This is a genomic window from Paraferrimonas sedimenticola (assembly GCF_002282855.1).
Classification (GTDB): Bacteria; Pseudomonadota; Gammaproteobacteria; order Enterobacterales; family Shewanellaceae; genus Paraferrimonas; species Paraferrimonas sedimenticola.
On the sequence record NZ_NRIR01000008.1, the window covers coordinates 147,661 to 161,796 of the forward strand.

At 51.8% G+C, this 14,136-nt stretch carries 15 protein-coding genes and 1 riboswitch; of the genes, 11 read left to right on the forward strand and 4 right to left on the reverse strand.

The genetic code is table 11. The features are described 5' to 3' along the window. The first annotated feature begins 95 nt into the window (after positions 1-95). A riboswitch (molybdenum cofactor riboswitch) is annotated at positions 96-229 on the forward strand. From moaA to CLC93_RS14560, 9 genes are all read left to right on the forward strand, one after another. Then, the gene (gene moaA / locus CLC93_RS14520; RefSeq protein WP_095506709.1) at positions 217-1,200 is read left to right on the forward strand and encodes a GTP 3',8-cyclase MoaA; all 984 of its coding nucleotides are present in this window, start codon (positions 217-219) and stop codon (positions 1,198-1,200) included. It overlaps the preceding riboswitch by 13 nt. Before the next feature lie 104 nt (positions 1,201-1,304). Then, positions 1,305-1,826: a molybdenum cofactor biosynthesis protein B gene (gene moaB / locus CLC93_RS14525; protein ID WP_095506710.1), complete on the forward strand. Its 522-nt coding sequence runs from the start codon at positions 1,305-1,307 to the stop codon at positions 1,824-1,826. A gap of 2 nt (positions 1,827-1,828) precedes the next feature. Next, a complete protein-coding gene (moaC, locus tag CLC93_RS14530) occupies positions 1,829-2,305 on the forward strand; it encodes a cyclic pyranopterin monophosphate synthase MoaC (protein WP_095506711.1) in 477 nt (158 codons plus the stop codon). Between the two features lies 1 nt (position 2,306). After that, positions 2,307-2,555 carry a molybdopterin synthase sulfur carrier subunit gene (moaD, locus tag CLC93_RS14535; protein WP_095506712.1) on the forward strand — a complete coding sequence of 83 codons (249 nt, stop codon included), beginning with the start codon at positions 2,307-2,309 and terminating at the stop codon, positions 2,553-2,555. Positions 2,556-2,558: 3 nt separating this feature from the next. After that, a complete protein-coding gene (gene moaE / locus CLC93_RS14540; protein ID WP_095506713.1) occupies positions 2,559-3,005 on the forward strand; it encodes a molybdopterin synthase catalytic subunit MoaE in 447 nt (148 codons plus the stop codon). Then, positions 2,993-3,754: a molybdate ABC transporter substrate-binding protein gene (gene modA / locus CLC93_RS14545; protein ID WP_095506714.1), complete on the forward strand. Its 762-nt coding sequence runs from the start codon at positions 2,993-2,995 to the stop codon at positions 3,752-3,754. The genes moaE and modA overlap by 13 nt, the downstream gene beginning before the upstream one ends. Continuing rightward, positions 3,738-4,424 carry a molybdate ABC transporter permease subunit gene (gene modB, locus CLC93_RS14550; protein ID WP_095506715.1) on the forward strand — a complete coding sequence of 229 codons (687 nt, stop codon included), beginning with the start codon at positions 3,738-3,740 and terminating at the stop codon, positions 4,422-4,424. Before modA ends, modB begins: the two co-directional genes overlap by 17 nt. Further along, entirely contained in the window at positions 4,424-5,266 is an 843-nt protein-coding gene (locus tag CLC93_RS14555) for an ATP-binding cassette domain-containing protein (protein ID WP_095506716.1), read from the forward strand. Before modB ends, CLC93_RS14555 begins: the two co-directional genes overlap by 1 nt. A 2-nt stretch (positions 5,267-5,268) precedes the next feature. Beyond that, complete coding sequence (locus tag CLC93_RS14560; RefSeq protein ID WP_095506717.1) at positions 5,269-5,952, forward strand: TIGR01621 family pseudouridine synthase; 684 nt, start codon at positions 5,269-5,271, stop codon at positions 5,950-5,952. On the opposite strand, the gene moeB is transcribed toward CLC93_RS14560, so the two are convergent. The 3 genes from moeB to prlC form a co-directional block, all read right to left on the reverse strand. Continuing rightward, positions 5,949-6,707: a molybdopterin-synthase adenylyltransferase MoeB gene (moeB, locus tag CLC93_RS14565; RefSeq protein WP_095506718.1), complete on the reverse strand. Its 759-nt coding sequence runs from the start codon at positions 6,705-6,707 to the stop codon at positions 5,949-5,951. The genes CLC93_RS14560 and moeB overlap by 4 nt on opposite strands. A gap of 3 nt (positions 6,708-6,710) precedes the next feature. After that, complete coding sequence (gene moeA, locus CLC93_RS14570; protein ID WP_141237405.1) at positions 6,711-7,958, reverse strand: molybdopterin molybdotransferase MoeA; 1,248 nt, start codon at positions 7,956-7,958, stop codon at positions 6,711-6,713. A 139-nt stretch (positions 7,959-8,097) separates the two neighbouring features. Further along, positions 8,098-10,131: an oligopeptidase A gene (gene prlC, locus CLC93_RS14575; protein ID WP_095506720.1), complete on the reverse strand. Its 2,034-nt coding sequence runs from the start codon at positions 10,129-10,131 to the stop codon at positions 8,098-8,100. A 237-nt stretch (positions 10,132-10,368) separates the two neighbouring features. Here prlC and CLC93_RS14580 point away from each other — a divergent pair, with 237 nt between their 5' ends. Together CLC93_RS14580 and gorA are read left to right on the forward strand one after the other, a co-directional pair. Beyond that, a complete protein-coding gene (locus tag CLC93_RS14580; RefSeq protein ID WP_095506721.1) occupies positions 10,369-11,085 on the forward strand; it encodes a hypothetical protein in 717 nt (238 codons plus the stop codon). A 153-nt stretch (positions 11,086-11,238) separates the two neighbouring features. After that, entirely contained in the window at positions 11,239-12,594 is a 1,356-nt protein-coding gene (gorA, locus tag CLC93_RS14585; RefSeq protein WP_095506722.1) for a glutathione-disulfide reductase, read from the forward strand. A 122-nt stretch (positions 12,595-12,716) separates the two neighbouring features. Here the strand turns inward: gorA and CLC93_RS14590 are convergent, their stop codons facing one another. Then, the gene (locus tag CLC93_RS14590; RefSeq protein ID WP_095506723.1) at positions 12,717-14,036 is read right to left on the reverse strand and encodes a serine hydrolase domain-containing protein; all 1,320 of its coding nucleotides are present in this window, start codon (positions 14,034-14,036) and stop codon (positions 12,717-12,719) included. Positions 14,037-14,136 lie beyond the last annotated feature (100 nt).

Consider the following 14,136-nt stretch of genomic DNA (forward strand, 5'->3'; position numbering starts at 1 on the left):
GTTAACCCTTCGATTACATTCGCACAAATTTTCACTTAGCCCACAGGGTCTACACTGCAGGTACTAGATCAGACCAGTTAATTAGCTATAATGAAATCTAGACAGCTCTCCGAGCCTTCCCGCCTAAGTCGATGATATGGCGAGTTGGCCGTGGCATTGGGCCACCAGGGATCGCATAGAAATACGCGGTCCTCCCGGACAATTGGAAAGGTGAACATGTCGCATACCTTAGAAGACGGTTTTGGCCGTCGGTTCCACTATCTCAGGCTCTCGATCACCGACGTCTGTAATTTTAGATGCAGCTACTGTCTGCCCGATGGCTATCGCCCCGATGGCAAGCCGAAGTTTCTCAATCTCGACGAACTGACCCGCGTGATGCAGGCGTTTGCCAGCCTTGGCACAGAGAAAATCCGTATCACCGGCGGTGAGCCCACCATGCGCAAAGACTTCGTTGAAGTGGTTCGTCGCGCTGCTGACACTCCCGGCATTAAAACAATCGCCACCACCACCAATGGCTATCGCCTCGAGAAAAACGCCAAAGCTTGGTATGAGGCAGGACTGCGCCAAATCAATGTGTCGGTGGATAGCCTAGACCCTCGCAACTTTTATCAAATTACCGGTGAAAACAAACTCGAAGAGGTGATGCGCGGCATTTATGCCGCTCTCGATGCTGGATTTGAGCGAGTAAAAATCAACGCTGTGCTGCTAAAAGGCTTGAACGATCACCAACTGCCGCAATTCTTACAGTGGATCAAGCCACTACCCGTGGACCTGCGTTTCATCGAACTGATGGAAACTGGACTGGGCAAAGACTATTTCGATAAGCACCACGTATCTGGCGCTCACTACCAAGCTCTGCTGCAAGCGCAGGGCTGGCAATTGCAACCAAGACACCGTAGCGATGGACCCGCACTCAACTACGCCCACCCGGACTCGAAGGGACGTGTCGGCCTTATCATGCCTTACTCCAAAGACTTTTGCGCCACCTGCAATCGACTCAGAGTGTCGGCCAAAGGCCAGTTGCATTTGTGCTTGTTTACCGAGCATGGCATCGACTTGCGCGACTTGCTGCAAGACGACTTGCAAATGCCGCAATTACAACAGCGCTTGCGCAACGCATTACAAACCAAAAAAGCCACACATGAACTGCATTCTGGACTGACTGGCGTACGCCAACACCTGGCTTCTATCGGGGGATGATCGCAATTGGGATCTGTTTGGCAGATTTAGTTTCCAGCATCCTTATACTAGTGACGTTTTTTGTGTGATCGATTAGACACAATTTCTAAATTCAAGGACAAGTTATGGGCCACCTATCACAAGCGAACTTTGTGCCGTTAAACATTGCCGTGCTGACGCTATCTGACACGCGCACCCTAGAAACCGACAAATCAGGTCAGTTTTTGGTGGACTCTATTGAAGCGGCTGGCCACAAGTTGGCGGATCGCAAAATCATTAAAGACGACAAGTACGACATTCGCGCTGTGATGTCAGAGTGGATTGCATCGGACAATGTGCAGGTCATCATTAGCACAGGTGGCACAGGCTTCACCTCGCGTGATAGCACCCCAGAAGCGGTTAATGTGCTGTTTGACAAAGAAATTGAGGGTTTTGGTGAGCTGTTCCGCTACATCACCTTTACCGAACTTGGCACCTCAACGGTTCAGTCTCGCGCCCTAGGTGGTATGGCCAACGGCACTGCGATTTTCTGTCTGCCCGGCTCTACTGGCGCGTGTCGCACCGGCTGGAACAAGATTTTGGTTGAGCAACTGGATTCAACCCATAAGCCGTGTAACTTCGTCACTCACTTGAAGACGGTAGACTAAGCATGGACCACGGATTTACCCATATCACTGCCGAAGGCAACGCCCATATGGTGGACGTCACCGAGAAATCAGTGACTGAGCGTGTCGCGATTGCTGAAGCCTCGATTCACATGGCAGAAGAAACCCTGTCGATGATCCTCGACGGCTCGCACCACAAAGGTGACGTGTTTGCCACCGCCCGTATTGCCGGTATTCAAGCCGCCAAGAAGACCTCAGATTTGATTCCACTGTGTCACCCGTTAATGCTGACCAAGGTGGAAGTGGATTTGTATCCCGACCGCGAGACCAACTCGGTACGCATCGAGGCGCTGTGCAAGCTTTCGGGCAAAACCGGGGTAGAAATGGAAGCCCTGACTGCCGCCTCTGTGGCCGCTCTTACCATCTATGACATGTGTAAAGCGGTGCAAAAAGACATGGTGATTGGTCCGGTTCGACTGTTGGAAAAACGTGGCGGTAAGTCCGGCCACTTCAAGGTGTAACATGATTAAAGTTTTATTTTTCGCTCAGGTTCGCGAGCGCTTAGGTCAAGCCAGTATTGAATTGGACGCCGATGGTGTTGCCACCACAGAAGCCTTGCGCGAAGCCTTGGCCGCCAAAGACGACAAGTGGAGTCAAGTGATGGCCAACGACCAGCTGTTAGTGGCGGTTAATCAAACCATCAGCAACTGGCAAGCCGAAGTCAAAGATGGCGATGAAGTTGCCTTCTTCCCACCGGTCACCGGAGGCTAATTCATGATCCGCGTACAACAACAGGATTTCGACATTACCGCTGAGTATCAAGCTCTGGCGCAAAACCAATCCGCTGGCGCTATCGTGACCTTTGTTGGCAAAGTGCGCGACATGAACGACGGCAAACCTGTGTCCACTTTGACCCTTGAGCACTACCCGGGCATGACCGAAGCCGTGCTTGAGCAAATTGAAGCCGAAGCCCGTGAACGCTGGCCACTGCTAGATGTCACCATCATTCACCGAGTAGGCCCGTTAGAGCTTGGCGATCAGATTGTTTATATCGGGGTTAGCAGTGCCCACCGTGGCGCCGCCTTTGACGCCTGCGAATATCTCATTGATTTCCTTAAGACTCGCGCTCCGTTTTGGAAGCTCGAGGGCACTGGCGACTCTCAGCACTGGGTTGAAGCCAAGGACGCTGACCAACAGAGGGCTGAGATGTGGCAAGACTAGCACCGTTATTAGCGTGCATTTTTGCATTGGGAGTGCTTGTTAGCAGCCCGGCTAAAGCTGCGCAATTAACGGTAGCTGTGGCTGCTAATTTCAAGCATACCCTTGAGGTGCTGGCGGAAGACTTTGAAAAGCAAACCGGGCACACCATCAATATTGCCACCGGCTCAACCGGCGCTTTGTACAACCAAATTGTACACGGTGCGCCTTACGATTTGTTCTTCGCCGCCGATACAGAGCGCCCTGAGCGATTGGAGCGCGAAGGCTTGATTGCGCCTGGCAGTCGCTTTAGCTACGCCGTCGGCGTGTTGACCTTGTGGCGTCCGCAACAAACCCCACAGCTGAGTATGCTGCGCAATTGGGGCAAAAAGGTCGCGATTGCCAATCCTAAGACCGCGCCTTATGGCGTGGCAGCCGAGCAGGTGTTGTCGGCCATGAAGCTCGACAAGGATTACCGCCGTCGCTTGGTCAAAGGCAATAACATAGTGCAGACCTATCAATACGTTGAAAGTCGCAATGTGGAAATGGGTTTTGTCTCATTATCACAATTGCGCGCCGCCGGTGTTGACCACAACTATGTTGAAGTGCCGCAGCGCTACTACGACCCTATCGTGCAGCAAGCGGTACAACTAAAAACGAGCCAACAACCTGAACTCGCCAAGCAATTCGCGCAGTTTGTTCAGGGCAATACCCACATCATCGCCGACGCCGGTTATCGCACCCCAGGAGCCATTGATGTCAGCGGACTTTGAAGCGCTGCTAATTACCGTAAAACTCGCTCTGGTAACCACCTGTTTATTATTACTAATTAGCCCGCCAATCGCTTGGTGGCTGGCTCATAGCCGGCATCGCTTTCGCACTCTAGCGGAAGCCTTAGTCGCGCTGCCTTTAGTGCTACCACCCACAGTATTGGGCTTTTATTTACTGCTGGCTTTCTCGCCGCAGTATTTACCTGGCGCGGTTTGGCAGGATATTACAGGGCAATCGCTGGCGTTCTCGTTTACCGGACTGGTCATCGGTTCGATGATCTACTCACTCCCTTTTGTCGTGCAGCCGCTGCAATCCGGTTTTGCCACTTTGGGCAACCGCGAGCTAGAAGCCGGTGCCACCATGGGCATGAGCCGCTTTCAGCGCTTTTTGTACATAGTTATCCCGATGACCAAACGCAGTTTTATGCTCGCGGCTACCTTGGGCTTTGCTCACACCATGGGCGAGTTTGGCGTGGTTTTGATGATCGGTGGCAACATACCGGGTGAAACTCAGGTGATTTCCATTACCCTGTTTGAGCACGTAGAAGCGCTCGAGTATCAACGCGCCCACATCATGGCCGGTGGTCTGATGGTGTTTAGTTTAGTGCTACTGCTGTTTATTTACGGCTACCTCAATCGCAATCAATCGCAGCAATCGGCGAGGTTTTGGTAATGCAGTTAGCCTTAAGTATTCACCAAAAGCTGGGTAATTTTGCGCTCGCACTGGATTTGTCCATCGAAGCCCAAGGCATTATTGGTGTGTTTGGCAATTCTGGCGCCGGAAAGACCAGCCTATTTCGCTTTATTGCCGGCCTTAATCAAAGCGAGAGCAATCAGGCTTGTCGAATCGAGCTCGATGGCCAACTGTTAGAAGACAGTACTCAGGGTAAATTCGTCCCAGCGGAAAAGCGTCGTATCGGCTTTGTGTTTCAAGACTCGCGGCTTTTCAATCACCTGACGGTGGAGCAAAACCTCAAGCTGGCGATAAAAATTAGTCGGCGCAAGCCGTTGATTGACGTTGAAGACGTAATCCAAGGTTGTGGTATTCGCGACTTATTAGCGCAATCGGCTGAAGCCTTAAGCGCAGGCCAGCGCCAACGTGTAGCCATTGCCCGCGCCATCCTTGGCTCGCCAAAACTGCTATTGCTAGACGAGCCATTAGCGGCGTTGGACATAGATTCACGCCAGCGTTTGCTTGAATTTCTCAATCGAGTGTCGCAATCCATTCCTATGCTGTTTATCAGCCATTCGGTTTCTGAGACCCTGACCTTGTGCGACCCGCTGATTTTGCTGGAAGACGGTAAAATTGTGGCTCAGGGTAGCCGCGAAGACTTGGCGCAAAAGCTGCCCAAGCGACGCGCTAGCGCCTTGGTGGAGGCCTACCATCCAGACAGCGGCGAGTTGCGCCTGAAAGTCGACCCAGAGCTATTGCCTGAGTTTGCCGAAGGCCAGCGCATTGGTCTGGTGGCCGAACCTTCCTGGCTGAAATCTCGCGCGCCGTTTAAGGGCAACTAGCCGTGGCGCTTGAGGTGCTGTTAGAACATCAAGATTGGTTGGTGATTAACAAGCCAGCCGGTGTTCACTTTCACAGCCAAGACGGCAATGCTGGTGTGATAGCTCAACTGCAAGTGCAGTTAGGCTATCCGCTGTTTGCGGTGCACCGACTCGACACCATGACCTCTGGGGTACTGCTGGTTGCCAAAAGCTCCGCCAGTGCCGCAGCCCTTTCTGCACAGTTCGCCAATCGCACCACTGAGAAGCGCTACATAGCCCTTGCTCAGGGCAAGCCTAAGAAGAAACAAGGGCTTATCAAAGGCGATATGCAAAAGGCGCGACGCAGCCAATGGAAGCTATGTAAGACGCTCGAGAATCCTGCGATCACTCAATTTTTTAGCCACTCCCTTGGCGAAGGGCTTCGCCTGTACCTATTGCGTCCTAAAACCGGTAAGACCCACCAGCTGCGGGTGGCACTAAAGAGCTTAGGCTGCCCGATACTGGGTGATGTCCTCTATGGCGGAGAAAGGAGTGGTGGTGAAACGTCGGAGCGCGGTTACTTGCACGCCTGGCGTCTAGGTTTTGAGTGGCTAGAAGAAAAGATTTGGGTAGAAGCCCCTACCGAACAGGGGCTATTTGCTAATGCCGAGCTGCAAGCTCAGCTAACCGCTTGGCGGATGCAAGAACCCGCCTGGCCTGCGCTTTAGTCTTTAGCGCAAACCGCGCAACTGGGGTTTGGTCCCAATTTAAACTCGTTAAACTGCATGGTCATGGCATCGATCATCAATACTCGTCCAGACAAGACTTTGCCCATACCCGTAATCAGCTTTATCGCTTCAAGAGCTTGCAAAGTACCCACGGTACCGACCACAGGGGCCAGAATTCCCGATTCCACACAAGTTAGGTGTTGTTCGCCAAATAAAGCACTAAAACACTCGTAGCAAGGCGCGCCTTCACTGTAATCGAAGACGGTTAGCAAACCTTCCATGCGAATCGCCGCTGCCGAAACCAAAGGCTTCTTAGCGCTGAAGCACAAGCGATTCAGCATTTGACGCACGTCGACGTTGTCGGTGCAATCGAGCACCACGTCGTGCTGGGCCACTTGCTCGGCCATTTGCGCCTCGTCTAGGCGAGCGTTAATCGCATTAAGCTCCACCAACGGATTAAGCTCAGACAAGGTTTTTACGGCAGAATCGACTTTGGCCATGCCAATGCGCGAATCCTTATGCAGCACTTGGCGCTGCAGGTTGGACAACTCGACCGTGTCGAAATCCACCAGTGTCATTTTGCCAATTCCGGCCACTGTCAGATATTGAGCCGCTGGGCAGCCCAAACCACCCAAACCCACCACCAGTACTTTGGCTTGCTTGAGCGCTTCTTGGCCATCAATGTCCATGGCCTGAATTGAAATCTGGCGAGAATAGCGAACCAGTTCGCTATCGGTGAGAATATCTTCCATCATGACTTAGTCCAACACCTGCTGATAAGGCTCAATAGTCACTTGAGCGCCGGCACTGACGTTACCCAAATCTTGCTCAAGCACGATAAAGCAATTGGAGACGCTCATGGAGGTCAGCATGCCAGAGCCTTGCGCACCTGTGGTGATGACTTGTAATCGTCCCTGCTCGTCATAACTGTAGATGCCGCGCTGGTACTCCACTCGACCAGGATGCTTGCGAATATCGCAAGCCAGAGTGGCTGGCAAGCGCAAGATAGGCTTGGGTGTTACACAGGATAGCTTTTCCAAAATTGGCGTGACTAGCTTGTAGTAGGTCACCATGGAGGACACTGGATTACCTGGCAGGCCACAAAATAGCGCAGAACCAATTTGTCCAAACGCAAAAGGCTTGCCCGGCTTAATCGCCAATCGCCAGAAATTGATTTGGCCCAGCTCGTCGAGAATTTGCTTAACGTAATCCGCATCACCGACGGACACGCCACCAGAGGTGATCACCACGTCCGCCTGCTCAGACGCCCGCTTGAAAGCGTCGCGAATGGCGTCCATATCATCGGGGATCACGCCCAAATCGATATAGTCAACGTAGGAGCGCGACAGCAAGCCCTTGATGGCATAACGGTTGGAATCGTAAATGTCCCCCGGTTTTAGCTCGCTACCCACGGGTTTGAGCTCATCCCCGGTTGAGAAAAAGGCTACGGTAATGCGACGAACCACTTTGATTTTATCCACGCCAATGGTGGCAAGCACGCCCATCTCAGCCGCGCCGATACGCTGTCCGGCCGCATAGATTTGCTCACCGCGACGCGCCTCTTCGCCTAATGGACGCACATGCGCGCCCTTGCGCTTGGCCGGTAGTAGGCTAATTTGGTCGCCGTTTGCTTCGGCGTTTTCTTGCATTTGTACCGTGTCGTAGCCCGCTGGCACTTGGCCACCGGTCATTATGCGCACGCAAGAATTAGGCGGCGTCTCGCCCTGATAGGGATGACCGGCAAAAGCGGTACCCACTAAAGTCAGAGGTTTCTCGGCAAGACCGTCGTCAAAACGATAGGCGTATCCGTCCATCGCCGAATTATCAAAAGGCGGCAGGTCTATCTTTGAGCTGACCGAATCGGCCAACACTCGGCCCATGCCCTGATCTAGCTCGACCCATTCGGTGTCCAGAATTGGCTCTACGTGACTTAAGATTCTCTCTAGGGCAAGGTCTGGGTGCATAAGCCCAGGTTGCGAGCAACAATCAACAATTGCTTTGGCCATTAAATCGGTCTCTCGCTCAATAAAAAATGAATATTCGATCCAGCTATTATGCCAGCTTAGCGGCATCAGACCATGATCGACACATCAGTTTCGACCACAGGTGTTAGCAAAACGGCCACTTTAGTGTGGCCGTTTGTCTCTAGCGAATACCGCTGTGCCGCAGCAAAGGCTCAATGCTCGGCTCGCGGCCTCTAAAGCCCACGAACAAATCCATGGCTTCTTTGCTGCCACCCGCTTGCAATATATTGGTCAGGAAATCTCGACCGGTTTGCGGGTTGAAAATGCCTTCCTCTTCAAAACGCGCAAAGGCATCCGCGGACAGTACTTCGGCCCACTTGTAGCTGTAGTAACCCGCGGCATAGCCGCCCGCAAAAATATGAGAGAAGCTATGCTGGAAACGATTGAATTCAGGTGCCGGGATCACTGACACTTCAGCGCGCACTTGGTTGAGTACCTTTTGCACTTCAGCACCAACCTTTGGGTCGTACTCGTGGTGCAAACGAAAATCGAACAAGGCGAACTCTAACTGGCGCAACATCATCATGCCCGACTGGAAGTTCTTGGCGGCTAGCATTTTGTCCAACATGGCTTTTGGTAGTGACTCGCCAGTCTCATAATGACCCGAGATGAAAGCCAGCGCCTCTTCCTCAAAGCACCAGTTTTCTAGGAACTGACTCGGAAGCTCGACCGCATCCCAGGCCACTCCATTGATGCCTGACACTCCAGAGGTGTCAATCTCGGACAGCATGTGGTGAATGCCGTGGCCAAACTCGTGGAACAGAGTAGTCACTTCGTCGTGAGTAAACAGCGCAGGCTTGCCATCCACAGGCCCGTTAAAGTTACAGGTCAGATAAGCCACTGGCTTTTGCAGACCGTTTTCAGAGCGCAAACGCTCGCGGCACACATCCATCCAAGCGCCACCGCGCTTGTTCTGACGAGCGTACAAATCCAGATAAAAGCTGCCTTTAAGCTCGCCGCTTGCGTCAAAGATGTCGTAGAAAGTGACGTCTTGGTGCCAGGTATCCACCCCTTCGCGGGCTTTGATTGCAATGCCAAACAGACGCGATACCACTTCGAACAAACCGCTAACCACTTTGGCTTCTGGGAAGTAAGGACGCAGAGCCTCTTGTGATATTTCGTACTCGTGCTGTTTTAGCTTCTCGCCATAATACGCGTAGTCCCAAGCATTGAGTTTCTCGACACCGTGATGGGCTTTGGCAAACGCCGCTAACTCGTCCACTTCTCGCTGTGCTTGCGCTTTGGATTTCTGCGCCAGCTCGTTTAAAAACTCCAATACTTGCTCTGGAGTTTGCGCCATTTTGGTCGCCAATGACTTATGGGCATAGCTCTCAAAACCTAGCAATTGCGCTAACTCGTGGCGCAACGCCAGAGTCTCATCAATGATGGCGCTGTTATCGAACTCGCCAGCATTTGGGCCTTGGTCAGAAGCGCGCGTCACAAAGGCGCGGTACATTTGCTCGCGCAGACTGGCATCATCGGCGTACATCATCACAGGCAGATAGCTTGGGAACTCTAGCGTTAGCAAGTAGCCCTCTAGCTCGCGAGCTTGCGCTTGGGCTGCCGCAGCGGCAATTGCGGACTCGGGCAGGCCTTGCAAGCGTGAGTCGTCTTCAAGCTGCACGGTATAGGCTTGCGTGGCGTCCAGAACCTGATTGCTGAACTGACTCGAAAGTTCAGACAAACGGCTGACGATTTCGCCATAGCGCTTTTGCTGCTCAGCATTCAAGCCAATACCCGAGAGTTCGAAATCCCGCAGCGCGTTATCAATCACTTTCTTCTGCGCTGTGGTCAAAGATTCAAAACTGCTATCCGCTTTGATTTGCTTGTACGCCTGATACAGAGGTTTGTGCTGGCCAACAAAGGTGGCGTATTCAGACAGCATTGGCAAACAGGCGTCGTGGGCTTCGCGCAAGTCATCGCTATTCACAACCGAGTTCATGTGAGACACAGGTGACCAAGCTTGCGACAACTTATCGTCCACCAGCTCGAGCGGCGCGACCAGATTTTGCCAACTTGGCGATGCTTGGGTCAGCACTTGTTCAATCGCCGCTTTTCCCTCAGCAATGGCTTGCTCGATGGCAGGCTGAACCTGATTAGCTTGGATTGCAGAGAAAGGCGGTAGAAGGTGAGATTCGGATAAGGGATTGGCCATGATTGAATTTGCTCTTTTTGGCTGGAGATTAGTGTTTATATTGGGTAAGCCTGACACATTTTCAAGTGTAGCGCCGATCCCACATGGTGAATTAGTCCTCACACATACGCATTAGTTTGATCTGATGCAAACTTTGCCCACTTTTTTCGCCGATGCGGAAATCTTAGGTTGCCCCGGCACTTAAGCAGCAATAATATCGGCGTAAATTCAAATCATTATCATTTACTAGAGGAAGCCATGCGCGCTAAATCCATTGCATTGTTAATCAGCCTGCTGGCGGCCGGTAGCATGAGTGCTCAAGCCAACGACTGGGAATTCGACGCCAACCTAGGCTGGGACAACAAGTACGTTTCAGAAGGTCGTAACAATTTAGACAAAGGCGGTATCGTCTGGGGTCATGTGGGCGCGAGCAAGAATGGTTTTAACCTGTTTGCCGACGTGGGTCGCGGCGACCAAGAGCACTACATTGAGTACAACATTGGTGCAAGCTACGCCTTTGAAGTGGAATCACTTGGCGTTGAAGCCGGCTACATGCGCGTAGAAGAGTACCCAGACCGCCCTGCCTCGTACGGCGAATACTTCCTTAACTTGGATTACAGCCGCTTTGCTTGGCTAACACCTACGGTCAATTACTTGTATCACGACAAGAACAAGGGCAGCTTCCTAACCGTAGGACTTGAGAGTGCTTGGGATCTCACCGAGCGCTTGAGCTTCACGCCATACGCGGCTCAGTCTTGGGATTACGGTTATGCATTAGAGAACTTCTCTGGCGAGAACAACTTCCAATTCGGGGTTAACCTAGACTACGAAGTGAATGCCAACTGGAGCATCAATGCCAACCTGAATCGCTCAATAGCCGGTGAGAGTATCAAGCAAGAGCGCATTCGCGAAGGCAAAGACTTTGCTGAAATCAACCAAACCTTTGGCGGCGTGTACGTTAATTACACTTTCTAAAGCCTTAGAGTTTGTTAAAAAGGTCAACGTGAGTTGGCCTTTTTTTGTGCCTGGTGCTCAAGCAACAGAACGGATTCTGACCATTTTTCGTTGCTTGCCCGGTCTAAAGCTCTACAATGCCAACTACAACAAGCCTTAAGGAGTATCCAGTCAATGGCGCAACACTTTGATTATATTTGTTTAGGAGCCGGTAGCGGCGGCATTGCCTCGGCCAATCGCGCGGCGATGCGTGGAGCTAAGGTGGCTTTGATCGAAGCCAAACACCTAGGCGGCACCTGTGTAAACGTTGGCTGTGTGCCAAAGAAAGTGATGTGGTACGGCGCTCAAGTCGCTGAAGCCATTAACTTGTTTGCTCCTGACTATGGTTTCGACGTTGATGTTAAGGGGTTCGACTGGAGTACTCTGGTTAAAAACCGCGAAGCCTACATTGAGCGCATTCACGGCGCCTATCACCGTGGCTTAGACAGCAACAAAGTAACCCTAATCGAAGGTTACGGGCACTTTGTTAACGCCAATACCATTGAAGTGAATGGCGAACACTACACTGCGGATCACATCAATATCGCAGTCGGCGGTGAGCCGGTTATTCCAAACATTCCTGGTGCCGAGCACGGAATCGACTCCAACGGTTTCTTTGAGCTAGCCGAGCAGCCTAAGCGCGTTGCCGTGGTTGGCGCTGGCTACATTGCCGTTGAGCTGGCGGGTGTTTTACACGCCCTTGGCAGCGAGACCCATTTGCTGGTGCGTAAGCACGCGCCACTGCGCAATTTTGACCCCATGCTGACCGAGCACCTTGTAGAAGTGATGGCCGAGCATGGACCTAAGCTGCACACGCACTCAATCCCAGAGTCGGTAGAAAAGCACGATGATGGTTCGCTAACCCTCAAGCTACAAAACGGTGAGTCAGTTACCGTAGATTGTTTGATTTGGGCCATTGGCCGTCGTCCTGTGACCAAGTCCATCAACATCGAAGCTGCGGGCGTTGAGCTCGATGACAAGGGCTTTGTTAAAGTGGATGAGTATCAACAGACATCACAGCAAGGCATTTACGCTGTGGGCGATATTATTCAAGGCGGTATCGAGCTAACCCCAGTAGCCGTGAAAGCTGGCCGTCTGCTGTCTGAGCGTTTGTTCGGCGGCATGGATGGCGCCAAGATGGACTACACCAACGTGCCTACCGTGGTGTTTAGTCACCCGCCGATCGGCACCATGGGGCTCACCGAGCCGCAAGCCAAAGAGCAATACGGTGAAGACCAAATCAAGGTATACAACTCGTCGTTCGCCGCCATGTACAACGCCATCACCGCCTATCGCCAGCTCAGTCGCTTTAAGCTGATTTGCGCAGGTCCTGAGGAAAAAGTGGTGGGGATCCACGGCATTGGTTTTGGTATGGACGAGATTCTGCAAGGATTTGGCGTGGCTATGAAGATGGGCGCAACTAAGGCGGACTTTGACGCCTGTGTGGCGATTCACCCAACCAGTGCTGAAGAGTTTGTTACTCTAAGATAGTCAGGGACAGGCAAGCACCTTGCTCGCAAACACCTCAAAAAAATCCACTGGTTAAATTAATAGCCAGTGGATTTTTTTGCTTGTTCACTCGGCCAACTCCCTTTGGCCTGTAACCGGATTGCTTACTTAGCGAAGTACTTAACGATAGAGGTTAGTCCGTTCAGGTCATAGCGCTCGTTCTCGTAAGTCATCGACTGTGGCGCAGATGATTGCTTAACGATTGCTACGTCACGCTCAACATCGATGTAGATCCATTGGCCGTGAATACCGATTGCCATGAATGCTTCTTCACCTGGAACGTGGCTAACCCACCATTGACCGCGGTAAGACCACTCGCCGGCTTTCATGTTCACACTTGCATCTGGGCCATTGCCAAATGCTTCTTTGCTACCGCCTGCTGCTAGTTGGTCAATCACTGATTTAGGTACAACTTGCTCGCCGTTGAACTTACCATCGTTCAGCATCATTGCTGCGAACTTAGCCAGGTTGTCAGGAGTCGCATTTAGACCACCGCCCGCTACCGCCAAACCAACTGGGTCAACCAGTACGTAAGTGTCGCCATAGGTTCCTAACTTGCCCCAAAGGTCATCTTGCAGGAATTCCGTGAACAAGGTGCCGGTAGCGTTACCCGTTACCCAGTTAAGCACGTCAGTCTTAGGGGTTTGATAGTGGAAAATCTCGCCGTGCTTCAGACCTTCTTCTAGCTTAATGTCTTGCAAGAAGCCGTACATGTTCGATGGGTAAGTTTTGCCTTCTTGTTTAGGTAGCCAGCCAATCACAGCGCCGTAGCGTGCTACGTCGGCCTCTGGGTCGGCATAGTCTTCGTTGTAGTTCATAGAGTTGGTCATATCCAACACCTGTTGAACTGTTGCACCACCGAAAGCGCGGTCTTCAGCAAGTTCTGGCACGTACTTAGATACCTTGGCGTTTGGATCGATTTTGCCATCAGCGATTGCCATCATTGCCGCAAGACCACCGAACGACTTGGTGACTGACATCATTTGGTGTGGCTGGTCTTTGTGCATGCCGTTGCGATAATTCTCATAAACCACCTTGCCACCGTGAACGACGACGATTGCATCACCCCATGTCTCATCCATGAACTGGTCAAAACTGCGCTCAACACCGTCTTCGTTTTTGATCTTGATGCTTTCAACCGACTTGTCGATAGCACGTTCAAGTTCGATGGCTTGTTTCGCTGGTGCAACGTCAGCAGAAGCGAAAAACTCACGCATGTGCTGGTAGGCATAACGGTTAAAAGGAACACCAAAAATGGCATTGTCTGCTGTCACTTGCTTGTCATCGGGAACCACAATGCCGTTGACCGGTTGCATAATGCCAAGTTCTTCATACGACTTGTACTTGTCTGCACCTTCGAGATCTAACGCCGATGCACTCATGGTTACTGATGCGATTACTAATGCGAGTAAAGTCTTTTTCATGTTGCTTACCTTCTAGTGGTTTAACTTCGCCATGCTTAAGGCAAAGTCTGAAATAACTGTGTCTGCCGTTTAGCCTTTGACTGTATTGAACCACTAATTC